Here is a 23,963-nt window from a genome sequence, read left to right on the forward strand (position 1 = left end):
GGGATCGACGAATGAACTGACCTGGTCGGCGCCCGAACCCCTCCCATCCGCGTACCCATTGCCGGTGATCCGCTTGCCCCGCATCGTGGCGAGGGAAACCGGTCGGGACTGCCCGGCCGCACACGGAGGTTCCTCAAGCCAGCAGGACGAATCCACGGGCCCACGGGAACGACTACTGCCCTCCGCACCCACCTGACCGAATTCCGCGAACTGCTCACCCCAGCAGGGCTGAATCACACCGAGGGTTGGTGGAAGGCATGCGGACAGTTGCGATATCCGACGTCGCCCGAGCCCACCTCGCCGCGAGCGGTGTGCCAAATAGGGCGAGCCGATTCCGCATCGGGCTCGCTGCTCCCCAGCTGCGCGGGGGAGCAGCAGGTCGTGTCGACGGCGGTGGCTCCTCACGTGGCCGATCTCGCGTTCCTCTCCGGGCCGAATCGCCGTGGAGAACAACCGCGTGATGTCGATGCATGCTCTCCGACGTACGTCAGCTATCCGGCAAGGGATTGAGGCGTCGCCGTCGGCCCGTGCACGACCGGTTTGCCTTCCGCCCAGTCCACCCGGTCGAGCCATAGCTGGCGGCCCGGCGTCACGCTGCCGATCGCCTCCGATGGCCAGGCGTGATAGAGCAGCCAGGTGCTGCCGTCCGGGCGGTGGCGTATCCGACCGCGTAGGCGTCGGTGTCGAAGGCGTTCGCCGAGTAGAACAGATAGAGCCAGCCGGCCATCGTGCTGAACCATCTGGGGCGCCTCGATGACGTGAGCCTGCCAGGGCTTGTCATTGGTGAGCAGCCGCACCCGCTCGCCGGTCAGCGTCAGGCCGTCGGTGGTGAGGCGCTGCCCGTACAGGTGAGTGGGTCTGCCGATGTGATTGCCGTCGTTCTTCCAGTAGAGATAGGCGGTGCCGTCGGTGTGCAGGTACGGGCTGGCGTCGATCGAGCCGCCCTCGTCGGCCTGGCAGATCAGCGGTTTCCGCGAGGCGTCGACGAAGGGGCCACGCGGATCGTCGGCGATCGCGGCGCCGATGCACTGCCGGTCGTCGTTCGCCCAGCGGGCGGTGTAGTAGAGCCATGGTGGGTCCCCTGGTAGGTGGGGATGCCGGCCCGGCGCACCCGGCGAGCGCCAGCATCAGGACGGCAACGGCTCGGCGCATGTCAGCCCTTGAGTCCTTAGCGCGAGACGCCTTCGATGACGTAGCGCTGGGTGACCAGGAACAGGATCAGCACGGGAACGCTGGCCAGTGCGGCGCCGCCATGATCACCGGGTAGTCGATGTCGTAGGCGCCCTGCAGGATGCTCAGGCCGGGTGGCAGGGTGAACTGCTCGGGGCTGAACAGGAGGACGTAGACCGGCCAGATGAAGTCGTTCCAGTTGCCGAGGAAGCTGACCACGGCGAGGGTGGCCGGCGCCGGCTTGGACAGCGGCAGGATCACCTTGGTGAAGATCTGCCAGGTGTTGGCGCCTTCGAGCTGGGCGGCCTCCTCGAGTTCGCGGGGCAGGCCGAGGAAGAACTGCCGCTGGAAGAACACGCCGAATGCGCCGGCCGCGCCGGGCACGATCAGGGCCACAGGGTGTCGAGCTTCGGCCCGATGGAGGGCACGGCATGGCTTGGTGGAAGAGCAGGGACGAACCGGAACCGCCGCCCGGGCCACAGGACTGGCGCACCGACCCTCGTGTCGCTCAGATCGTCACTCTGGACGAACGCCTAAGGGAGTTGCAGGCGCTCGGCCAGATGGATCAGGCGTTGACGACGGCACAGGAGGGCGTCGCTCTCAGTAGGGGAATGGCCACGGACCATCCGGAGCCAGTCCAGTGGAGCAACTCGCCGACTCCCTCTACGCGCTCGCCGCGGTGCTGCGGACCGTCGACCGTCCGACCGAGGCGCTCAGCGTGCTCACCGAGTGCAAGGCAGCGCACCAGCGACTGGAGGCCGCCGGCGTCCCCGATATCGCCGTCCTCAATACCGGCTCGCTGGTGCGGGTCATCGGCTCGACCCACGCGATGACCTCCTTCGCGCTGCTGGCCCTGGACGACAACGGGCCGGCCGAACTGCACCGGTACGCCCCCGGCTGGCAGCAGCTGTTGGCAGAGATGATCCCGGCCGTACGCCAGAACGGCCGTGGCGTGCTCGCCGACGGCCTCGAGGGCTGGGCCGCCATCGCCGGGGACCTGGCGGCCGAACCCGCACCCGGATGAGCCGGAACCCGAAACCAGGCAAGAGGGTGATGAACCCGATCCGATCGGGCCCGACGCGGCCTCCACCGCCGGCATCGCCCGGGTGCGGATGCGCCGGGGCGAGCCGGGCCGAGCCTGATCGGTGAATAGCCCCCTCAATTGTCGAGACCCTTCAGACCGGCCACCCAATGGTCGACCGTGGCCGCGGTCTGGGGGGCATAACGGTCGAGCATCGAGAAGTGATCGCCCGGCACCTCGGCCCGCTCGTGCGGCACCGTCCGGGTCGTCTGCCAGTCGGCGGGCATGCCCGGTACCGGCTCGCCGGCTGCGACCAGCAGGCTCGGTGTCGTCAGATCGCTGGGCCGCCAGCCTCTGATCAGTCGTAGGTGCGACCCGGTGGCGAGCAACGCGGTCCGCGCCGCGTCCGGCCGGAGCCGGCCGAGGACCCGGTTGAGTCCGGTGACCACGAGTGAGGCGAGCCAGTCCTCGGTCAGCATGCCGAGATCGGTCTCGTAGGTGTCGAGCAGGACCAGTCCGGCCGGGTCTTTGCTGCTGCGTGCTTCGAGGCGTTCGGTCATCGCGTGCGCGAGCAGGCCGCCGCTGGAGCGGCCGACCAGGACGTAGGGACGGCCGCCGGAGGCGTCGACGGCAGCTGCGACGAGCTGGTCGAGCAGTTCGTCGAGGGAGTCCGGGATCCGGTGGCGGGCGTCGAAGCCTGGCAGCGGCAGCACGGTGACCGCCGGCCCGGCGGCATGCGCGAATCCGAGGAACTCCGCGGCGCCGGCCGGCCCGTAGGACGGCAGGCAGATCAGCAGTGGCCCGTCGGGCCGGTCCGTCAGCGGCACCGGTTCCACGGGCGTGCGCTCCCGGCCGGTGATCGGCAGTGCGGAGGCGCTGATGAGCAGGTTCACCGCGAGGCAGTGGTGGCCATTATCGGCGATCGTGGTGAACATCGCCGCCAGACTGTCGCTTCCGTCCGCTGCGACGGGTGCGGGCGAGGCGGCCACCGGCCTGGGTACGGAGGACACCGCGGGCATCTTCCCGGCGATCCATTGGGCCAGTGCCGCCGGGGTGGGGTGGTCGAAGACGACGGTGGCCGGCATCGCGACCCCGGTGGCGGCCACCAGCCTGGTCCGTAGCTGGATCGAGCTGACCGAGTCCAGTCCCTGGTCGGAGAACGCTCCTCGTACGTCCACCATGGCCGGGTCCGAATGTCCCAGTTCACCGGCCACCTCGGCGCGCAGCAGATCCTCCAGGGCGGTGACCAGTTCCGCCCCGGCGAGCCCGTGCAGTTGTTCGGCCGCCGCGGGCATCGGCCGTGCCGGGGTCGAGGTTGCGGGTGCGGCGGCCGGTTGCAGCACGATCGGTGCGAGCACCGGGTCGTCGCCGCGCAGGGCCGCATCGAATGCCGTGGTCACCTCGACGGGTGTCATCGGCCGCAACCGGGAGCCGCCGGAGGGCATGCCTCCGTCCAGGGCGAGCGGCCCCCACGCGAGCGACAGCGCCGGCTTGCCTGCCAGCCGCCTGCGCCGGGCGAGATCATCGAGGTACGCGTTACCTGCCGCGTAGGCGGCCTGACCGGCATTGCCGAGCAACCCGGATGCCGACGAGCACAGTACGAAGGCGGTGAGCTCTGCGCAGAGCTCGTCGAGATGCCATGCCCCGTCGACCTTGGAGCGCAGCACCGCGTCGGCACGGTCGCGGGTGAGGGTGGCGATCGGGCCGTCGTCGATGACGCCCGCCGCGTGCACCACGGCCGTGATCGGCGGGTCCGCCGCCGCCACGAGTGCCGCCATCTGGGCGCGGTCGCTCACGTCGGCCGTTCGGACGGCCACGCTCACCCCGGCCGCCGTCAGCTCCGCGCGGATCCCGGTGTCGTCGCCGCGGCGACTCACCAGCAGCAGGTGCCGCACCTGGTGGACCGCGACCAGATGCCAGGCCAAGACCCGTCCCAGGGCTCCGGTTCCGCCGGTGATGAGAACGGTTCCGTCGCCGAACCCGGTGGTAGTGCCGGGCCTCACCTGGGCGCGGGTCAGCCGGGGTATGCCGAGCTCACCGCCGACGACCCGGACTTCGGGTTCGGTCGCGGCGACGCGAACCGCCTCGGGCAGTACTCGGCGCGATGGGTCCGTGCCGTCGGTGTCGACGAGGGCGACCTGGCCGGGATACTCGGCGGCGGCCACTCGTACCAGCCCGGCCACCGCCGGTGAGGCCGTGGTGACCACCACCCGCGCGGTGCCGGCGAGCTGCTCGCGCAGTTGTTCGGCCACGGTCCAGAACTGGTCGCGTACCTCCTGCGGACCTTGCGGCTCGGACAGCCACGCGTCCAGTACGACCGGGTCCGCACCACGGCTGCCGGCTGTGGCCGGCACCGGCACGAGCGAGACCCGGTACAGCGACTGCGGCAGCGCGCGCAGGGTCAGTTCGTCGATCTCCAGTACGGGTCGCCCGTCCTCGGCGGCCAGTCGCACCTGGATGCGGTCGGTGCCCGTCGACCGGATCCGTACCCGGACCGTGCCGGCCGCGTCGTGGCGGCGGATCCCCGACCAGGCGAACGGGACCCGCGGCACCCGGTCGTCGGGATCCAGCAGCCGCGCGGGGTGCAGGGCCGCGTCGAGCAGCGCCGGGTGCGGGTCGGGGACCGTGCCGGCCGCGGCGGGCAGCCGCACCTCGGCGAAGATCTCGGTGCCGGTACGCCAGGCGGCGGTCACGCCCCGGAACGCGGGCCCGTATCCACTGCCGTCGTAGAAGCCGGTCAGGTCGGTCGGCTCCGCGTCCGGTGGCGGCCACCGGCCGGCCCAGTCCCACGACCCGGGGTCTGGTTCGACGGTGTCCCCAGCGCACCGGCCGGAGGCGTGCAGCGTCCACTGGTCACCGTCGCGGGCAAGGATCTCCAGAGCCCGGTCGCCGTGCGCGTCCGGCTCGGCCAGGACCAACTGGAGATCCACACTGTCACCGGTGAGCACGAGGGGGCGGCTGATGATCAATTCGGCCACCACCGGCACTCCCGCCCAGGCACCAAAGGCGATCGCCATCTCAGCGAAATGTGTGCCCGGCACGAGCACCTCACCGCCGATCGTGTGGTCGGCCAGCCACGGTTGCGCGGCCGGGGACACCCGACCGGTCGCCGTGTGCCGTCCGGTGCCGGGCACCGCCGTCATCGTGTCGAGTACCGTCTTCGGCCGCCGGTCCGGTCCGCCGGTGCCGAGCCAGAACCGGCGGCGCTGGAAGGGATAGGTCGGCAGCGCCGCCACCCGTCGTGGGTCGGGCCGTCCGAGCAGCGCCGGCCGGTCCACCGGGACTCCTCGCGCCCAGAGGGCCGCCGCGCCGTCGACGGAGGCCGGGATCGTGCCCAGCGGCACCAGCGGCGCCAGGGTGAGGGCGGGGCCGAGCTCGACGACCAGGTCCGGCAGCTCCTGGACCGCGTCGCCGAAGCGCACCGGTTCGCGTAACTGGCGTACCCAGTAGTGCGCCGAGCGCAGGTCGTCGCCGGTGGCGGCGCGCCCGGTGCGGGTGCTGATCACCGGGATCCGCGCCGGACGGTAGGTGAGGCCGGCCGCGACCGCCGCGAAGTCGTCGAGCACCGGGTCCATGTGCGCGGAGTGGAAGGCGTGGCTGACCCGCAGCATCGTGGTGCGGTGGCCCTTGCCGTGCAGCGATGCGGCCAGCGCCGCCACGACGGCCTCGTCACCGGAGATCACCACCGACCGGGGACCGTTGACCGCCGCGATGCCGGCCCCGGGACGCAGGTGCGCCCGTGCCTCCGCTTCGGTGGCATTGACCGCGGCCATGGTGCCGCCTTCCGGCAGGGCGCCCATCAGCCGCGCTCGCGCGGCCACCAGTGTCGCGGCGTCCTGCAGATCGAGGATGCCGGCCACATGTGCCGCGGCCAGTTCGCCGATCGAATGCCCGGCGACCACATCCGGCACGATCCCCCACGAGGCCAGCAGCCGGGCGGCCGCCACCGCGTAGGCGAACAGCAGCGGCTGGGCGTATTCGGTACGGTCCGGGTCCGCGCCCGGCGGGACCGGATCACCGAGGGCGGCCATGACCTCACTGAAAGCCGTGCGGAACACCTCGTGCGGGAGCAGGTCGGCCATGCCGGCACGCTGGGCGCCCTGCCCGGGGAACAGGAACGCCACCTTGCCGGCGGGGCGACCGTCGCCGACCACCAGGTCGGGGTGCCCGCGACCGGCGGCCAGAGCCGCCAGGGCGTCCGGCCACGCGGCGGGCCCGCCCAGAAGTGCGGCCCGGTGCCGCTGCGCGGCCCGCCCGGCACCGACCGCCGCCGCCGACAGTCCGCTCTGCTCGGCCAGCTGACCGGCACGGCGAGACAGGGCGGTCGCGTCGGCCGCCGACAGCAGCAGCGGAAGCCCGTCCTGACCAGCCGGGACGGGCAGGTCGTCGGAGAGCGGCGCCTGCTCCACGATGACGTGGGCGTTGGTGCCGGAGATCCCGAACGACGACACCGCGGCCCGGCCCACGCGCCCGGTCTCCGGCCACGGCCGGCTCTCGGTCAACAGTTTGACGTCACCGGCGCTCCAGTCCACGTGCTCGCTGGGATGCGCCACGTTCAGGGTGCGCGGCAACCTGCTGTGGCGCAGCGCCTCCACCATCTTGATCACGCCGGCGACGCCGGCGGCGGCCTGGGTGTGGCCGATGTTCGACTTGACCGAGCCGAGCCACAACGGCTGCCCGGCCGGACGATCCCGGCCGTACGTGGCGAGAAGCGCCTGCGCCTCGATCGGGTCACCGAGCGGGGTGCCGGTGCCGTGCGCCTCGACCGCGTCCACGTCGGCGGGCCGCAGACCCGCGTCGTGCAGCGCGGCCCGGATCACTCGCTGCTGGGCGGGTCCGTGCGGCGCGGCGAGCCCGTTGGAGGCGCCGTCCGAGCCGATCGCGGTGCCGCGCAGCACGGCGAGCACGGGGTGACCGTGACGGCGGGCGTCGGAGAGCCGTTCCAGCAACAGCAGCCCGACGCCCTCGGCCCAGCCGGTGCCGTCGGCGGTGGTCGAGAAGGCTTTGACCCGCCCGTCCGGGGCGAGCCCGCGCAGACGGCTGAACACGACGAACGGGTCCGGCGTGGACATCACCGTGACACCACCGGCGATGGCCATCGAGCACTCACCGGCCCGCAGCGCCCGCGCCGCCCAGTGCATCGCGACCAGCGACGACGAGCAGGCCGTGTCGACGGTGACGGCGGGCCCGGTCAACCCGAACGTGTAGTTGATCCGCCCGGACGCCACGCTGCCGGCCGACCCGAGGACCAGATGACCCTCCAGTTCCGCGGACGGGTCCTGCTCCCGGTCACCGCCGTCGCGGTACATCAGGCCCACGTAGTCGCGGTACATCAGGCCGACGTACGTTCCGGTGTCGCTGCCGCGTACCGTTCCCGGGTCGATGCCGGCGCGTTCCCACAGCTCCCAGGCAGTCTCGAGCAGCAGCCGCTGCTGCGGGTCCATGCCCACCGCTTCGGTGGCGCCGATACCGAACGGCGCCGGGTCGAAATCGGTCGCCCCGGCGAGGAACCCGCCCTCGCGCACATAGGTGTGACGAGCCTGATCGGGGTCGGGATGGTGCAGATCCGGATCCCAGCCGCGGTCGGCCGGGAACGGGCCGATCGCGTCGACCCCGCCGTCCACCAGAGCCCAGAGATCCTCCGGGGAACGGACGCCGCCGGGATAGCGGCAGGCCATGGCGACGATGACGATCGGGTCGTCGGGTTCCCGCGACGCGGCGAGCTCGTCGCGGATCACCTTGCCGGAGGCGGTACGCGGGATACCCGCCACGATCTGGATCTCGTCGGGTGCCTTCGCCGCCGACATCCGCCGGCGGGCCGCCGCGAGTAACGCCGATGCCTCCACGCCGGGTCCGGACGGCACCACGTAACCCACGGCCACCTGCCCGAGACGGTGGTGCGGCCGGCCGGCGACCGCGACATCGGCGACGCCGGGAAGCCCGATCAGCACCTTCTCGATCTCGGCCGGATGCACGTTGGCGCCACCCCGGATGATCAGGTCGCGGGCCCGGCCGGTCAGCACGAGCTGGTCGCCGTCGAGGCGGCCGAGGTCACCGGTGCGGTACCAGCCGCCGGTCAGGACCTCCGCGGTGGCGTCCGGTAGCCCGAGGTAGCCCTTCATCAGGGCCGGACCGCCGACCTGCACCTCGCCCTCTCCCCCGGACGTCAGCACGGCGCCGGTGGCGGGATCGACGATGCGTACGTCGCGGATCGCGCGCCCGACCGAGCCCTCAGCGACCGGATCGCGACCCGGGGTCTCCATGGCGATCGCCCCGCAGGTCTCCGTGCTTCCGTAGCTGTTGATCAGCGGCGCACCCAGCAGTTCCCGCACCGAGGCGCGCAGCTGCGGCGGGCAGGGTGCTCCCCCGGTGACGCACATCCGCAGGCTGGGCACCTCCAGGCGGCGGTCACCCAGCGTCGCCATCAGCCGGTGGTAGACGGTCGGCACCCCGGTCAGAACTGTCGGCGCGGTGCTCTCGAGTGCCGCGACCAGCTCGCCGTCGCCGGCGTGGTCGAGGATGATCGCGGTCGCCCCGATGACCGCAACGGCTAGTACGCAGCGGGCGTGCCCGAGCGCATGGAACAGCGGCAGTGGCCAGAGCAGCCGGTCGTCCGCGGTGATACCGAGATGCCCGATCAGCGACTGGTGCAGCATCCACAGCCAGCTGCCCTGGCTGGAGACCACACCCTTGGGCCGGCCGGTCGAACCGGATGTGTAGTGCAGCCAGGCGTCCTCGTCCGCGCCGAGGTCGTCGCGGGCGGCTCCACCTTTTCCTACGGCGAGGATCTCCGCGACGTTGTCGCTGGTCACCGTCAGGCGCGGAGCACAATCCTCGGCGTACTGGTCCAGCTCAGCGGAGGTCGCGCGGGGATTGACGGGTACGCCGACCGCGGCCGCCCGCACCGTGCCGAGTACCGCGACAACCGCTTCGATGCCGGCCGGAAGGCAGATCAGCACCCGCTCGCCGCGCTGCACTCCCCGTACGGCCAGTCCCGCGGCGAACTCCCTGGTCCGTTCTTCCAGCCCAGCAAAGGTGATCTCCCGATCACCGCAGGTCAGTGCGGTGCGGCTGGGCTGCCGGGTGGCATGCAGGCGCAGGAAATCCACAATAGATTTGGACACCGGCACACGATGCCAGACCGCCGCAACCGCCCGCCGGTCACCTCAGCGGCGCGGTGCTCTCGCGGATCACCAGAGTCGTCGGCAGTTCGATGCGATCGTGGTCCGGTCGCCGGGAGACGGACAGGCCGATGACCATCTCGGCGGCAGCGGCACCCATCTGCATCAGCGGCTGCCGCACGGTGGTCAGCGCCGGACCGAGCCACTGTACGAAGGGCAGGTCGTCGAAACCCACCACACTGAGCTGGTCGGGGATGCGCAGGTCCGCCGCTCGCGCCGCCTGGTAGACGCCCAGTGCCTGCAGGTCGTTGGCGGTGACGATCGCGGTCGGCCGGTCGGGCCGGCGCAGTAGCTCGGCCGCCGCGGCCATGCCGCCCTCCACATACAGGTCGGCGGATCGCACCAGCTCCGGTTCGGCGGGGAGCCCGTCGACGCGGATCCGTAGACGCCGTACATGTGCACCGAGAAGATGACGTTCTTCTGCGGGTCACCGTCGAAGATCGCGCGGGCGTTGTTGCGCATCAGCAGATTGCTGTCCTGGCCCAGCCGGGACCGTCCGCCACCAGCGCATGGGTGATGCCGGCGTTGCGCGGCTTGGTGATCGCGTGGCGGGTCTGCGTGACCCACGCCGTGTCGGTCGCACTGTGGCAGGGCTCGTTGCCGAGGTTGACGATGGCGTATCGCTCGTGGCCCTGCAACGCGCTGACCGGGTTGCCGCCGATGTCCCTGATCAACGCCGGAACGCCCGGAACGCAGCCTCTCCGAATTCTGGGCAGGTCTCATCAGCGGGGCCATCAATCGGGGGGCGACGGTCTAGAGTGGACGCGTGCTGGGAGTCGTCGCGGCCGCGCTTGGCGGGCCTGAGGTGTTGCAGGTTACTGAGCTGCCCGAGCCTGAGGCGGGGCCTGGACAGGTGGTGGTTCGGGTCCGCGCGGTCTGTGTGCACCCGGCTGACGTCGCCGCCACGACCGGCGAGATTCCTCGCGGGCCGGTTCCGCCGCCGTTCTCGCCCGGGTGGGACATCGCCGGCGAGGTGGCCTCGGTGGGCCCCGGCACGGCGGATTTCGGGGTGGGTGATCGTGTCGTCGGGATGATCCCGTGGTATCTGACGCGGGGTAACCCCGGTGGTTATGCCGAGTTGGTGGCCGCCGACGCGGACTGGCTGGTGCGGCTTCCGGACGAGCTCGACTTCGTGTCCGCCGCCACGGTGCCGCTCAACGCGCAGACCGCACATCAGGGGCTGTCTCTGGTGTCCTTGGCCATGTTGCCGGCCGGCAGCAGCATTCTGGTCACCGGCGCCAGTGGCGGTGTCGGCGGCTTCGCCACCCAGCTCGCCGTTCAGGGCGGCTACCGTGTGGTGGCCCAGGCGAGCGACGGCGATGAGCAATGGGTTCACGGTCTCGGCGCTCACGAGGTGGTCTCCCGTTCCGTCGATCTGGCCACGGTCGGGTCGGTGGGCGCGGTGTTCGACGCGGTTCCCGTCGGCGAGGCGGCGGCCGCCATCGTCGAGGACAGGGGGATCGTGGTCGCGACCCGGCCGACGCCGGCCATCGTTCCGGCACGTGGCGTGCGCCAGGAGCTGCAACTCATCCGGCACGACCGTGAGCTGTTGGCCGATCTGGTGGGGCAGGTGGCGGCGGGAAAGTTGCGTACGCGCGTGGCGGTCACGATGCCGTTGACCGAAGCGGCCGACGCACACCGGCGGGTCTTGGCCGGCGGGCTGCGCGGAAAGCTCGTGCTGACGGTGGGCTGACGACAGGCACGGTGGCGCCCGGCGGCTCGCGCAGTCACCTGCGGGCGGAGGACTTCCGGTCCAGGTACGGGTCGGCTTCGGCTCGGATCGTAAGAGAGCTCGTGGGGATCGTGTCGACCATCGTGCCTGGTCCGCTCTGGCCCCGGTAACGGACCAGGGCGGCCCATTCGCAGGCGCCCTCGATCACTCCCGCACGACGGGCGCCACTGCGGTGCACCCATACCGGGTCGCCTGCCCGGTACACCACCGCGGATCCGGCGGCTGTCAGTCCCGGTGGGGGCACAGGCGCGGTGGCCGGCTCGTACGTCTCGGTGTGGTCGCCGGTCTCGGTGGCCACGACCCAGGTGATACCGGCCTTGTCGGTGGTTTTCGCGTGCCGTTTGGCGCTGAACATGGCCTGGTCCGCGCGGCGCAGCAGGTCGGGAAGGTCGCTGGAGCGCCCGGCCGGCACGACGCCGATGGAGGCGGTGACGGACAGGGTGTGGCCTCGCACGTTCATCGGGGGCGCGATCGCAGCGCTCAGTGAGCCGGCCAGTTCGTGCCACCACGTCTGCGGGACGTCCGCGCGCGGGGCTCGGGGCAGGGCGGCGAACTCGTCACCGCCGAATCGGGCCACGAGATGGTCGCCGAGGCAGCCGGCGATGCGCCGGGCGACCACGCAGAGGACCTCGTCGCCGGCGTCGTGCCCGTAGGTGTCGTTGATCGGCTTGAAACCGTTGAGGTCGAGGATCACGACGGCTGACGAGCGATCGTCGCCGCGCAGCAACTCCGGGGCGAGCATGTGGAAGCGGCGGCGGTTGGCGAGTCCGGTGAGATCGTCGTGGCCGGCCATCCACAGGAGCGAGGCTCGCTCCTGTTCCAGCTGCTGGACGTGCGCCGCGAGTTGATCGATGCGGGCTTGGAGGCGGGCGGTTTCGGACTCGGTCCGCAGCTGAGCGTCACCTGACGGTGCGCCGCCCGTGTCGGCGGCGGCAGGATCGAGGATCCGCATCGGCCGTCCTCTCCAAACTCTGGCGGACCAGCGGGAGCTGTCGAGTCGACGGCGAGTAACCGCCGGGCGCCACAGAGGAATCATGGCAGTCGGCCCGGGCCCGTGCAAGATTTCACGGGGACGACTGTCACGGTGACAGGATGCATCGTGAGCAAGTTTCGGCTACCCTAGGTACGTGCTCTTTCATGGTGAAAGAGCTGCTCTTGGGCGTGAAATCCTGATATCGCACGTCAGGCACGCTTTAAGGGCCGCATCCAGCCACGCAATCGGTGGCGGGTTGATTACCCAAAGTGATCAACTCCAGGAGGAGGAGCACTCATGAGTCGCGAAACTGGCTGGATCATCTCCAGCAGGTCGACAGGCAACGGAGGCAGTTGCGTCGAGGCTCGCCGCCAGGGCGGCCTCATCGAGGTCCGCAACAGCAAGGCACGCGAGGCCGGCACCGTGGTGTTCACGACCGAGGAGTGGGACTCGTTCCTCTTCGGCGCCAAGCGCGGCGAGTTCGACCAGCTCCTGACCGACTGATCACGCCGGGCCGCGCACGGCGGGCGGCATCGTCAGCGGAAATCTCCGACCGGCACGGAGTCCTTGCTGATGAGATCGAAGATCCGCCGGTACTCGTCCACCTCGACCTGCTCCTCCAAGTAGAGGGCACCGACGTGGGACTCGAGGTAGACCACGTCGGGATCGTCCGGGTCGTCGAACTCCAGTATCCGGAAGGCACCGGCCATCGCCGCATGCGCCCCGACCGAGAACGGCAGCACCCGGATATCGACCGTGTCCTCGCGCGACAGCCGTCGTAGATGCTCGATCTGCCCCTTCATCACCTGCTCGCCGCCGACCGGCCGGGTCAACGCCCCCTCACCGAGCACCGTCACGAGCCGGATCGGCGGGTTACGCGCGAACAGCGTCCTCTGCCGCTGCATGCGAAGGTTGATATGGCGCTCGGCGATCTCCACGTCGGCCGGCTGCTCGGCACCGAAGACAGCCCTCGCGTAGTCCGGGGTCTGCAACTCGCCGGGAACGACCTCGCCCTCGTAACCGAACATGCGAGACGCGGACGCCTCCAGCCCCACATACAGCTTGAACCACTCGGGGATCACCGGGCTGGCATCCCACCACTCCTGCTGTGACGTGCCCAGCGCGAGGTCGGCGAGCGCGTCGGTGATGCCCTGGTCCGCGCCGTAGAGCCAGCAGAGCGCGCGGACGTTGGCCCCGGTCACCGGCACCTTGCCCGTCTCGATGCGATGCAGCGTCGGCTCCGAGATGCCCAGCCGCGCTTCCACCACATCGCGCCGGCTCATCCCCGACGCCGTGCGCAGCCGTGTCAATCGCCGCCCCAACGCCCGCCGCACGACACGTTGGCCTGTGACCGGCACGCCTTACCTCCGCCTTGCCAACCCCATGTGGACGGTGACGCAGATTACCGTACCCGCCACGCCGCGTTGTCGACAGGCAACCCGTCGTTGTCGGACACGTTGAACCCCAGATCGATCCCCACCACCTCGATCGCATCGCGGTCCACCAGACAGGTCACCGGTCATTCCCGTCCGCCCGCACGATGAGGATCGGACCAACGAGATGATCAACAGCGCCGGCGCGGGCACGCGCGAGCCGGCGTCACGCGTGAACACCGAAGATCAGGAGCAAGGGCGCTCGAACTCCAGGCCGGGGGCGTACGCCGCCCATTCCGCCGCCGTGAGACCACTGGTCTGCTCGCAGGCCGCCGGCAACGGGTCGCGCAGCACCGCCCGGATCGGTACCAGGTCCCAGAGCGCCACCCCGGCCGGATCAGCGGTGACCAGGAGCGGCTGCCGGGAGCTGAACGCCGATCCGGTGGTCCGCCCACCCACCACCGCGAGCAGCACCGGATCGCTGGCGAAGCCGACGCTCCAGATCTCGGTGGACCCTCCCGACGTGACCGCGAGCAGCGACCCGTCGGCGGACAGGGCGAGCGAGTCGGGCCGGCCGAAATCAGCGCGCCGGGCCGTCCGTACCGACCGATCGTTGCCGTCCCGGTTGTTCCAGACCGTCAGGTCCTGACCGACAGTGACGGTGAACGCGCCTCCCGCGACGACCGCCGCGGGCCCGACGCTGCTCACCGCGAACGTCCCGGTCTTCACCGGCGCCGCCGGGTCGACGAGATCCCAGACGGTGACGTTGCTGCTGCCGCTCTGCTGCCCGGCACTGTCGGCGACGGCCAGGGTGCCGCCGGCGAGGCCGAACCGGGCGGTGAACACGTTCGCGGCCGGGATGGTGGCGACCACCGGCGGTGTCTTCTCCCCGTCGGCCAGCCGGTGGATCCGGATCTGCCCTTGCGGGCCGCCGACCAGGACCGCGACCAACCCTCGGACCGGTTCGAGATCGAGTACGGACCCCGCGCCGAGAGCCGGGAAGACGTTACGGGGACCGGCACCGGTCAGCGCGTAGAGGCTGCCGCTGGTGTAGTAGAACGTCGTGCCGTGGACCGCGTAGGTGCTGCTGACCGGTGGTGCACCGGCCGCCGGCACGAGTGTCGCGGTCCCGGCCGGCCGGGGATTCCCGGCGTCGATGACATCCCAGTAGTCGAGGTGCTCGGCTGATCCGGCGGCGACCACGTCCTCGGCCGACACCGACACTGTCCGTAACGGGATCACGGTGCTGCCGGTGAGCGTGGCCCGGCGCCGCGGCGCGAACCCGTCGACCTGCCACAGCATCGCCGACGTGGTCAGGCGCGGGCCCGGCGTCAGGATCCGGGCACCGTCCGGGCTGAAGTCGATCGAGGTGATCCACCCGCCGGTCCGGGTCATCACCTTCGTCTGGATCGGGGCGTCCGGATCGGCGACGTTCCACACCTCGATCGCGCCGTCGGTGCGGCCGAGCGCGATGGTCGTACCACTGGGATCGAATTCGGTCGTCGAGAGACGATCGCCGGAGACCGTGATGGTGCCGCGGCGCTGTGGATCCGCCGGCTCGGCCAGATCGTAGAAGTGGATCGCCTTCTCGCCGTCCCGAACCGCGACGACCCGGCCGTTCGCGCTGAGGGCGACCGGGGTGCCGGTCGAGACGCCGGTGACTATCCGGGACCCGGAGGTACGCCAGAGCGTCAGCCGTCCGTCGTCACCGGTGCCGGCGAACAGGGTGCCGTCCGCGCTGGTCACGGCGGGGATCGCGGTGGTGGAGCTGGTCCAGAGCACCCGTGGCCGGCCCCGGTCGCGCACGTCCCAGAGGGTGGCGCGGGCCGCGACGGTGAACAGCCGTCGTCCGTCCGGGCTGAACCGCACCCCGGTGACCGCCGAGCCGGTGTCCCGGCTGGTGAGCAGGCGTGGCACGGACGGATCGGCGACGTCCCACAGGGTGAGCCGGTCGGCGGCGACGGCCAGCGTGCGGCCGTCCGGGCTGAAGGCCAACTCCTTCACGTTTCCCAAACCGGAGGGCAATGCGGCGGTACGCGAGGAGCCGGCCCACAACTCGGCGGTGCTCTCCCCACCGATCGCGATCATCCTGCCGTCCGGACGGAACGCGGCACTGACGACCGGCGAGCCCGTGGTCAGCTCCCCCGCATACCCGGTGGCCAGGGCCGCCATCACCGCCGCACCGCTGCGCGCCGAACGGTCCATCCCGTAGGCGCTGACCGCGAGCCGAGACGCCAGCCCGGGATCCGCGGTCAGTGCCGCCGCCGATCGGGCCAGCAGATCCTGCTGTACGAGCGCGCGTTCCTGCTGTCTCGCCTGGCCGGAGGCACGGTCGGCGTCGGCGCGCGCCCGGACCGCGGCGAACCCGGCCCCGCCCAGCAGCACGGCTACGACGGCCGCGGTCAGCACCCGTCTCGGCCATCGGCGCAGCCGGGAGCGGGCCCGGGCCGCAAGCGCGGCCTCCCGCAGCTCCGGGGTGACGTTCGACGACACGTCGGAGGTGCCCATGCTGAGCAGCGAGTCGAGCAGCTCCCGGGCGGTGGGCCGGGCCGCCGGATCCTTCTCCAGGGTGGTGGCGACCAGTTTACGCAGCGAGTCCGGGATGCCGCTGAGGTCGGGTGGCTGGGTGAGCATCCGGCCGATCGTCGCCATCGGAGAGTCGCCGCGGAACGGGGTACGGCCGGTCGCCGCGTAGCCGATGAGCACTCCCCAGGCGAAGACGTCGGCGGCCGGGCCGGCTTTCCCGGAGCCGTCCAGGCTTTCCGGCGCGACGTAGCCGATCGTGCCCAGCACCTGATCAGGACCGGTCAGCTCGGCACTGAGCTCGGCACCGCGGGCGATCCCGAAGTCGATCACCTTCGGCAGGCCGACGGCGAGCAGGACGTTCGCCGGCTTCAGATCCCGGTGCACGACTCCGGCGCCGTGGATGGCGAGCAGTGCCGTGGCCACGCCGACGGCTACGCCGTACACCTCGGAGGGGTTGAGGGGTCCTCGGTCCTGGACGACGTCGGCCAGGCTCGGCCCGTCGACGAACTCGACGACCAGATAGGGCGGATCGTGTTCGACGTCGGCGTCCAGAACCGCGGCCGTACAGAACGGCGGAACCTCCCGCGCCCGCTTCACCTCGCTGCGGAAACGCGCCAGGAAGGCGGGGTCGGCCGACCATTCGGGGCGGATGGCCTTGACCGCCACCCGCTGCCCGTCCGGGCCGGTGCCGAGGAAGACGGTTCCCATACCGCCGGCGCCGAGCCGGCCCAGCAACTCGTACTGCCCGAGTCGATCGGGGTCACCGGAACGCAGCGGCGTCATGGTCACTGCGCTGCCACCCATCGAACTCGGCTGTTGCGGATCGTCCGGCAGAATATAGAGCACTTCGCACGGCGTTCCCTGCGGACACCGCAGACGGTTGTCCCGCGTCGCCGGCACGCACAGCGCAGCGGCCCACGACGAGGCCCTGGTCCAGCGTTCGCCGATCACCCGACCGTGCTCTCCACTGGCGCAGAAAGCTGCCAGGTTCGTGCCAGACCCCTGTGGAAACGTCGCTCCCGATGGTGACGACAGTTTTGCTCGATGAGCGGGGGGACCATGAAAGCGATGAGAAGACTCGGGACCGCATTGATTGCCGTCATGTCGACCGTTGCGCTGATCGCGTCTCCGGCCGAGGCCGGAGAGCTCAGCGAGGCCCAGATCCGAGCGGAGCTCGGTAAGCAGGCCACCACCACGGCTCAATTGCAGCGGCAGATCGATCTTCAGCTGAAGCTCGCCCCGGGCGGGAAGCAGATCAACGCGAACGAGGTGTCCTACGACAACGGCAAGTTCGTCGTCACCTACGCATCGCCGAACTCCGTGCAGGCGGTCCGCGCGTCAGCAGATTGCCCGTCCGACTGGTTCTGCTTCTACGCCGGTCAGAATTTCAACTACCCGCGGGGCAAGCTCCGGGACTGCGGCTGGCAGGACCTGTGGACGTGGGGATGGGGCGACCGGACCCGGTCGGTCGACAACGGAAGTGCCAGCCAGATCATCTTCATCAACCACTACGACAAGGGCAATCCCGGCAACGGGCACACCTTTGACGCCGAACTGTTCCGGCTCAACAACTGGTCGCAGAAGTCGACTCTGGCGGCCTCGGCCGACCGCGCGGCCGATCACGTCAATCGCATTCTGGGCGGGTGTTGACAGGAGGCCGAGCCACGGTCCTCGCCTGGCGGCTTCTACATGACGACCCGGCCTGGGCGCGACCGGCCGGGGCCGCTCGCGAAGCACGCTCGTCGAGCGCACCCGCCGGGTTGTCGCGCATCGATAACCGTTAACCTATTTCACCTTGTTACCAACCGCGGACGTCCTGAGATTGTCATCGGTTGTCGCCAACTGGCAGTGAGCTGCTCGAACGCAACACATCGTTGATCACCGCTTGTCGACCACAAGCCGGGGCTTTCGGCGGGGCAACGGGGGCCACCGTCACCGGGCGACGTCATCCAGACAGGCCGCGCCCTAATGGCTTACTCCGTTCGGCACGACTCCCGCCCAAGCCGGCGGGCCACCCTGCAACGAACCGCTCTACGCAACGCTCACCCGAAACCACTCCCGCGTGAACGTAGCTCGATCAAGCGACTGACCAGCAGAAGTACGGCTTTGGCCTGCCCAGCTGCCGTCGCCGACGCTGCTAAACGCCGTTCGGCGCTGTTCGCCGCTGCCGATCTCAACCCCGTGTTGACGTTCTGCTCGACGCCCCCGACCGGGATGACACGGGTGTCAACGACGAACTGGATGCCGCCTCCGGGAACGCCCGCTCGGACGTCGACCACGGCGGTCATCAGGCCCGCGATGAGCCCGAGCTTCGCACTCGGCTTCGGCCGGACCACGAGGACCCGGTTCGGCGCGAAGACGAGCACGTCGCGAGGTCGCTGTCGAAGACCTCGCGAAGGCGGAGGGGCGAGGTGGTGTTTCGGGCCGCCGCGGCGGAACCGGGCGAGGATGTGCTCGGTTCCGCCGCGGCGGTGCCCGACTGCAGCGCCCGCGGGCGCGATCTGCGGCAAGGAGGTCGGCGGCGCACCGTGGTGGACGTACAACACCCGGCGTCACCTCGAAGACCATTGCTACGCCACGGCCAGGTCCGCGGCCTGCTTTGCCGTACCTGCAACCCTTCAGGAGGGCCGCAGTCAGGCCGCCCGGTTCGAGCACTACCGGACGGCCCACCCCGCCGCGATCCTCGGCCACTACCAGCTGAGCGACAGCAGCAACTGGATGAACGGCAGGCCCGTGGAACCCCACCCCGGATCTTCGTCGTGCCGCGCTTGATCACTCCGTGGCACCCTGACCGAGGGGCGTTGCCCGGCGTTGCCGGCTACTGGCTTTTGATGTCGCGGCGCACTGACATTTTCCTGTCGCTCTAAACATTTCCCTGAATGACGCGATGCCAGCTGCGTTCCGCGCCATAATGGATGAGAAATCCGGCTCCCGGTAAGACTGCCCTACTCAACAGCACGGGCGCATACCGGGGCGTATGCGGACACCATTCAATTGCCAGCTTCACCGTGAGCAAAGTGACTCCGCAGACATCTGATTGGTCGGACCGAAGGAGTGTCATGAAAGCCATATTCATGCGGCGCCTCCTGATAACCGGTGCCGCCGCAGTCGCGACGCTGCTCCTGCCAGCACAGGCTCCGCCTGCTTACGCCGCGCGCTCTGGACTGGAAATGACCATGGGCGGAGAAGCCGGGTGGCAGCCGGCCACGTCCTACACCTCGCCACTCGAGTGCGAGGCAACTGCCCGGATGTTCAACGGGTGGGCCTTCTGTCGCTACGAGTCGGATAGCGGGACATGGATCCTCTGGGTCTGGACCGGTTGACTGGCCTACGCGATGCGACATCTCTGACATGACACCCTGCCACTGCCCTCTTCTAGCCCGGCTGGGTGGTGCGGGGCGCCGGTAGCGAGGACGGCGGCGCACGGAAGCTGACACCCGCCCACGTCGAGCGGCAGTGGCTTCCCCACCTGGAGGGATTATGAACAACGCGATGATTCGACGGGGGTGCAGCATCGCTGTGGCCACCGCGTTCACCGCCGGTGCGGTGACCATCGGCGGTGGCGGCGCCCAGGCGCAGCCTGCAGACGTTACCGCCCGCCCGACCCTGCCGGTTACGGCCTCGGCCGGCGTGAACGAGCCGGACTCGACCAGCCCCGGGCCCGGCTGGTTCTACCGGAGGACCTACGGCAACCAGGATCTCTGTCGGATCGACGGGTTCTGGTATGTCGCTCAAGGGGACATCAAGGGCGCCTACTGCCCGCCGAGATTCGACGGCCACGGTTACGACCAGTGGCTGACGTTCTAGATCTCCGATTCGCGCGGAGCACGAGAGAGGTACCACGATGATTCGCCGGTTCATGTCCGAGACCGCGCACTACGAGAGCGTGGCAAGCCCTGCGGAAAGCCTCAACTTTGAGTGGGACGATGCCACCGGAACGCTGAGTCAGTTCAAGTGGGTGCATGGCGGCGTTCCCTGGCACCTGCACAAGGAATCGCCGGGCCAAATAACCACGGAGAACCCCAACGTCAACTACTACGACGTGGACCTCAATGTCACCACTGACCAATTTGAGACGGACCCGAACGCACTCAAGGGAAAAATCACTGTCAATAAGTCCGCACCGCCGGACGGTGCAGTCTTTGCGGGCATCCTGGAAGGCACGGGATCTGCCTGGCTCGTTGCGAAGGGCACCCTCACCCCACCGAAGGTCTGATTCCTCACGCTACTCCCATTCCGACGCCGATAAGACCGCCGATGGAGGCCTCTGATGGATCTTGACGTCCTGCCCGCCGCCAAACAGGTAGCCAACCATGCGGTGCTCGATGCCGATCTCGGCGTCGGTGGCCGACATCTGATCGTCATATCTGGAATCGCGATTCCCGACTGGAAGATCAACGATGACCAGGTGCACAGCGAGGAGTGCCGGCTGCGGCTGCGAGTCCCCGCCGGCACAGTCGAGCAGTCCACCGTCTACACGGGGCTGGCCGCCATCGCCAATGATGACACCTCCCATGTCTTCGCCACCGACCACGCACGGCTGGAGGCCGACGAGAGCGACGAACTGGTCCTGGTCACCGCTCTCGCGGTGATGGGCGAGCCGTCGACGCTGATCCGCTTCAGCTACCAAGTCGTCCTCACAACTCGGATCGTTGCCAGCGAGATCAGTGGCACGATCACCTGGCCCACCGCCTGGTTCCGGCCCAGCACGACCACACCATCGGCCATCGCGGGAACGTTCTCCATCCTCGCGAATCTACGGACGACGCAACCCTCTCCAGGCCCGTTCGGCGGAACCAACGAGACTTTGGTCTCCGTGACGCCCGGCCAAATCGCATCGGTGGAGGTCGGCGACGAGAAGTGCCGCGTCAGCTACCGGATCACTGACCCACCCAAAGGTCGTGAACTGAAAGTGACGGTGGAGCAGCAGGGGCTGCAAGCGCCGCCGGGGACGACAATTTTTGTCAGGCCAGCACAAGCAGGCGGGGACGTGCTCACACTTAGCGTCACCGAACCCTCCCGAGCTGGCGTCGACTTTGAAATAATTGGTACCTATATCGGCTGATCAGCAAGATACGAACGCACATGAAGCCCGTGATGCCTAAGGGGTTCCAATGCCAGGTCCGATACCACTTGACCAGCCGCCGGTCGTTCGCATCCCAGTGGCCGGGCCAGCACCGTTCAACACGCTTGCCGTGGTGTGGACTTCATTTGGGGATGTGCGCGCTCCAGCGGACGGCGAGATACACAGGTTTCGAGTGGAGATGCCCACCAATTTGGTCCTCGCCGACTATAGCCCGCTGCGGCCCGAGCAGCAGCGGGTACTGCACTCGAGCACAGCCTGGCTAATTGAGGCGTCGATTGGTCCTGAGTTGGGGCCCTTCAGTGACGCCAATACCAAGTTCCTATTCGCCGTCGACGAGGTGCACGCCAAGTCCAGAATCGACGAGATCGGACGCTGGCACATTACCGTGGATAGCGCCATGTCAACCCTTGATGCCAATCTGACACAGGTAGCAAGGATATGCAGTTGGGTCCTGTGCTGGGAACCGAGATGAAAGTCAGCCGCTCAGCATCAGGTTCGAGCGGTCCTTGAGGTAGAAGTTTGAGCGTCCTTGACGTAGAAATCGCTGTCCTCAACAGATTCGCCGCTCGGCGGTGTACCTGCCGCAAATACGTCCGAGCAGCTCAGGCCGCATGTTCGTATTCGTTGAGGATGCCGCTGAGGCGATCGTGTCGACGGATGTCGAGTCGGGTGACGGCCAGGGCCCCGGCAAAGTCCTAAATGAGGCCGAGAAGTGCCAGTGGGCGGCTGCTGTCGCGGGCGTGGTGCCGGTTGGCGGCGGCGATGTTGGTGGTTCCGGCCGCTCGTAGCGCGCTGATGGCGGCGTCGCGGAGGGCTGCCATGACGTGTGGTCCGGTGCCGGTGCGGATTTGGCTGCGATCTTCGTCGTAGGTGACGTCGCGAACCCAGTGGATCTTGTTCTCGATGGTCCAGTGACCGCGGATCCAGTCAGCCAGCTGGGCCGGCTTGGCCTGGTGAAGGAGTAGGTCGGTGATGGCGTAGACGGTTTCGGTGGTGAAGCGTCGGGGCTGGTCGAGACGGCGTCTGCGGCGGCGGATCTGCAGGGCCTGGGCGGCGTGCGGGAAGTCGATGCCGGCCGCGACGGTCAGGATCTTCAAGGTGCGGATCTCTCGGCGGCCGTGGCCGCGGTCATCCTGGCGGGCAGCTTGCGGGACCTGTCTCCACGGCAGTCTTGAGAGTTGTTTGTGCAGGTGAGGCTGGTTTCCTTTGACGGTCAGGATCCAGTGGGCGCCGCGTTCGGCGAGGTAGTCGACGTGTTCGCGCTGGCAGTGCATGGCGTCAGCGGTGATCACGGTGTCGCGTAGGTCGCCGATCTGGTCGAGCAGCGGACCGAATCGGGTGATTTCATTGGTCTTGCCGTCGACATCAGTGCTGGCCAGGACGATACCGGCGTTCTGATCGCAAGCGGCCAGGACGTGTCGGGCGGTGCTGTCGCCGGTGCGGGATCCGCGCAGTGTCTTGCCATCGACCGCGATGGCCTGCCGACTCGCCGGGGTCTCGGCCCGGCCTGCGAGCCAGACAGTGATCGCGGTGGTCAGCAGCTGCGCGTCGAGGGCCTGCAAAAGCCGGCGGATCATTGCTTCGGATGGGCGCCGGCCAGGGGTGATGCCCAAGGTGAGAGCGGTCGTGGCCGGCACGTCGGCGACCCACTCGGCGATCGCGGTGTAGGAACGGCAGCCGGCGATCACCGCGCAGACCGCTGCGACAACCACCACCGTCAGCTGATGCCGGACCCCTCGCCGGGCCCGCGGATCGGGCAGCTCGGCCAGCGCTGCCACCAGCCCGCCAGCGGTTTCGGGCACGGTCAGAGCCGGTGTACAGGACAAAGAGGAGATCAGAGATGATGGCAGTGCGGGCATGACTCACTTCGGATAGATCATCGTGGCGTAGGAACCTTGATGATCTTCTGAATCGGTCATGCCCGTCTTGCTGCACCGAACAGCGGCGCTTCTACCCCAGTCCACTCAAGTCGGACACCACCACGACTTTGCCGGGGCCCTGGGGTGACGGCCAGGATCGCTTCAGCTTGTGAGCGCAGGAACTGCGCCCAGGTCGTGCTCACGCGGTCCGGCGCTGGATCGATCCCCGCGGCGTGCAGGATCTCCCAGACCGTCGACCAGACCGTCGACGCGGCGATCTTGACCCCGAGGGTGAGCAGTTCGCCGTGCAGCGCGGCCAGCCACGCCCGATCGGCCGGCGCGAGCCGAACCCGCTGCCCACCGAGCTGGCGCTGCACCACCGCGAGCTGATGCCGCAAGACGAGGATCTCGGTGTCCTTGTCACGTCACTGCCCGGTAGCGGCCGCAGCAACGCGAACGCATTCGTGATACCCAGGTACGCCAGGCGCAGCAGCATGAATCAACATCCTCGCGCAGTCACCGACGACGAGGATCCAGGGGACGCCGACACCAGAGCACCCATGATCACCCCGACTGCCGGAAAGTCTCCTGACCAGGGCGGATGCATTTTCGGCATGTATGGCGTCCATCGTGACGGCGGCGGCATCCATCATGATCACCGGCGGAGCGGTTCCCGCCCTCGCGGCCTTCCCCACTCGCGACATCTCACTGGCCTACGGCAACTCCACCGCGACCGGGGAGGCCACCTTCTACGACCGCAGCGTGGGAATCGCCGGCACCATCCGGGTGACCTCGGGAAACTGCCGCCGGGTGTACGGACAGACAGTGGACACGGATGGGAACATCCTGAGCTACGGCAGCAGCGGCTGGAAGTGCAACAGCACCTCGACGACCCAGAACTATCCGATGAGCATCAACATTCTGGCGAACGTCAGAGGCGGCGCCTACGGTGTCATCCTCCAGCTTCAGGACGACGTGAACGGGGAGATCGACCGTCAAGGGCTGTATCGCTGACGGCGAGGAGCCGCCACGTGCGGTCGCG

The 23,963-nt window shown here is 69.2% G+C and carries 19 protein-coding genes; 8 read left to right on the forward strand and 11 right to left on the reverse strand.

Annotated features, from left to right (window positions below; genetic code table 11):
• Positions 1–491: 491 nt before the first annotated feature.
• A complete protein-coding gene (locus ACQPZW_RS26180; RefSeq protein ID WP_433797628.1) occupies positions 492–1,025 on the reverse strand; it encodes a family 43 glycosylhydrolase in 534 nt (177 codons plus the stop codon).
• 193 nt (positions 1,026–1,218) lie between these two features.
• Positions 1,219–1,566 carry a carbohydrate ABC transporter permease gene (locus ACQPZW_RS26185; protein ID WP_433788663.1) on the reverse strand — a complete coding sequence of 116 codons (348 nt, stop codon included), beginning with the start codon at positions 1,564–1,566 and terminating at the stop codon, positions 1,219–1,221.
• Positions 1,567–1,810: 244 nt separating this feature from the next.
• Here ACQPZW_RS26185 and ACQPZW_RS26190 point away from each other — a divergent pair, with 244 nt between their 5' ends.
• Positions 1,811–2,194 (forward strand): hypothetical protein, encoded by a 384-nt coding sequence (locus tag ACQPZW_RS26190; protein ID WP_433788664.1) that lies wholly within the window; start codon positions 1,811–1,813, stop codon positions 2,192–2,194.
• Between the two features lie 134 nt (positions 2,195–2,328).
• On the opposite strand, the gene ACQPZW_RS26195 is transcribed toward ACQPZW_RS26190, so the two are convergent.
• The 3 genes from ACQPZW_RS26195 to ACQPZW_RS26205 all read right to left on the reverse strand — a co-directional run bounded on the left by ACQPZW_RS26195 (position 2,329) and on the right by ACQPZW_RS26205 (position 10,046).
• Complete coding sequence (locus ACQPZW_RS26195; RefSeq protein ID WP_433788665.1) at positions 2,329–9,315, reverse strand: SDR family NAD(P)-dependent oxidoreductase; 6,987 nt, start codon at positions 9,313–9,315, stop codon at positions 2,329–2,331.
• A gap of 37 nt (positions 9,316–9,352) precedes the next feature.
• The gene (locus ACQPZW_RS26200) at positions 9,353–9,715 is read right to left on the reverse strand and encodes a substrate-binding domain-containing protein (RefSeq protein ID WP_433788666.1); all 363 of its coding nucleotides are present in this window, start codon (positions 9,713–9,715) and stop codon (positions 9,353–9,355) included.
• Positions 9,716–9,833: 118 nt separating this feature from the next.
• Entirely contained in the window at positions 9,834–10,046 is a 213-nt protein-coding gene (locus ACQPZW_RS26205) for a hypothetical protein (protein WP_433788667.1), read from the reverse strand.
• A gap of 92 nt (positions 10,047–10,138) precedes the next feature.
• Between ACQPZW_RS26205 and ACQPZW_RS26210 the strand changes: the two genes are divergently transcribed.
• Positions 10,139–11,065 carry an NADP-dependent oxidoreductase gene (locus ACQPZW_RS26210; RefSeq protein WP_433788668.1) on the forward strand — a complete coding sequence of 309 codons (927 nt, stop codon included), beginning with the start codon at positions 10,139–10,141 and terminating at the stop codon, positions 11,063–11,065.
• Between the two features lie 34 nt (positions 11,066–11,099).
• Here ACQPZW_RS26210 and ACQPZW_RS26215 read toward each other — a convergent pair whose 3' ends face one another.
• Positions 11,100–12,056 carry a GGDEF domain-containing protein gene (locus ACQPZW_RS26215; protein ID WP_433788669.1) on the reverse strand — a complete coding sequence of 319 codons (957 nt, stop codon included), beginning with the start codon at positions 12,054–12,056 and terminating at the stop codon, positions 11,100–11,102.
• 318 nt (positions 12,057–12,374) lie between these two features.
• Between ACQPZW_RS26215 and ACQPZW_RS26220 the strand changes: the two genes are divergently transcribed.
• Complete coding sequence (locus ACQPZW_RS26220) at positions 12,375–12,581, forward strand: DUF397 domain-containing protein (RefSeq protein ID WP_433788670.1); 207 nt, start codon at positions 12,375–12,377, stop codon at positions 12,579–12,581.
• A 32-nt stretch (positions 12,582–12,613) separates the two neighbouring features.
• Here ACQPZW_RS26220 and ACQPZW_RS26225 read toward each other — a convergent pair whose 3' ends face one another.
• Positions 12,614–13,435, reverse strand: coding sequence for a helix-turn-helix domain-containing protein (locus ACQPZW_RS26225; RefSeq protein WP_433788671.1), 822 nt, complete (start codon positions 13,433–13,435; stop codon positions 12,614–12,616).
• A gap of 261 nt (positions 13,436–13,696) precedes the next feature.
• Positions 13,697–16,759 carry a WD40 repeat domain-containing serine/threonine-protein kinase gene (locus tag ACQPZW_RS26230; RefSeq protein WP_433788672.1) on the reverse strand — a complete coding sequence of 1,021 codons (3,063 nt, stop codon included), beginning with the start codon at positions 16,757–16,759 and terminating at the stop codon, positions 13,697–13,699.
• Positions 16,760–17,020: 261 nt separating this feature from the next.
• Here ACQPZW_RS26230 and ACQPZW_RS26235 point away from each other — a divergent pair, with 261 nt between their 5' ends.
• On the forward strand, positions 17,021–17,626 hold the full coding sequence (locus ACQPZW_RS26235) for a peptidase inhibitor family I36 protein (RefSeq protein WP_433788673.1): 606 nt from the start codon (positions 17,021–17,023) through the stop codon (positions 17,624–17,626).
• Between the two features lie 392 nt (positions 17,627–18,018).
• Here the strand turns inward: ACQPZW_RS26235 and ACQPZW_RS26240 are convergent, their stop codons facing one another.
• Positions 18,019–18,342, reverse strand: a complete 324-nt coding sequence (locus ACQPZW_RS26240) for a hypothetical protein (RefSeq protein WP_433788674.1) — start codon at positions 18,340–18,342, stop codon at positions 18,019–18,021.
• Positions 18,343–19,468: 1,126 nt separating this feature from the next.
• Between ACQPZW_RS26240 and ACQPZW_RS26245 the strand changes: the two genes are divergently transcribed.
• The 3 genes from ACQPZW_RS26245 to ACQPZW_RS26255 are packed head-to-tail and all read left to right on the forward strand — an operon-like array spanning position 19,469 to position 21,041.
• Positions 19,469–19,783, forward strand: coding sequence for a hypothetical protein (locus ACQPZW_RS26245; RefSeq protein ID WP_433788675.1), 315 nt, complete (start codon positions 19,469–19,471; stop codon positions 19,781–19,783).
• A 52-nt stretch (positions 19,784–19,835) separates the two neighbouring features.
• Positions 19,836–20,192, forward strand: coding sequence for a hypothetical protein (locus ACQPZW_RS26250; RefSeq protein WP_433788676.1), 357 nt, complete (start codon positions 19,836–19,838; stop codon positions 20,190–20,192).
• A 54-nt stretch (positions 20,193–20,246) separates the two neighbouring features.
• Positions 20,247–21,041 carry a hypothetical protein gene (locus ACQPZW_RS26255; protein WP_433788677.1) on the forward strand — a complete coding sequence of 265 codons (795 nt, stop codon included), beginning with the start codon at positions 20,247–20,249 and terminating at the stop codon, positions 21,039–21,041.
• A 716-nt stretch (positions 21,042–21,757) separates the two neighbouring features.
• On the opposite strand, the gene ACQPZW_RS26260 is transcribed toward ACQPZW_RS26255, so the two are convergent.
• Both ACQPZW_RS26260 and ACQPZW_RS26265 read right to left on the reverse strand, forming a co-directional pair.
• Positions 21,758–22,921, reverse strand: a complete 1,164-nt coding sequence (locus ACQPZW_RS26260; protein ID WP_433788678.1) for an ISAs1 family transposase — start codon at positions 22,919–22,921, stop codon at positions 21,758–21,760.
• 56 nt (positions 22,922–22,977) lie between these two features.
• Positions 22,978–23,319 carry a hypothetical protein gene (locus tag ACQPZW_RS26265; protein WP_433788679.1) on the reverse strand — a complete coding sequence of 114 codons (342 nt, stop codon included), beginning with the start codon at positions 23,317–23,319 and terminating at the stop codon, positions 22,978–22,980.
• 220 nt (positions 23,320–23,539) lie between these two features.
• Between ACQPZW_RS26265 and ACQPZW_RS26270 the strand changes: the two genes are divergently transcribed.
• Positions 23,540–23,935, forward strand: a complete 396-nt coding sequence (locus tag ACQPZW_RS26270) for a hypothetical protein (protein WP_433788680.1) — start codon at positions 23,540–23,542, stop codon at positions 23,933–23,935.
• The last annotated feature ends 28 nt before the right edge of the window (positions 23,936–23,963 follow it).

Origin of the sequence: Actinoplanes sp. CA-252034, from assembly GCF_050956125.1 — a bacterium.
Classification (GTDB): Bacteria; Actinomycetota; Actinomycetes; order Mycobacteriales; family Micromonosporaceae; genus Actinoplanes.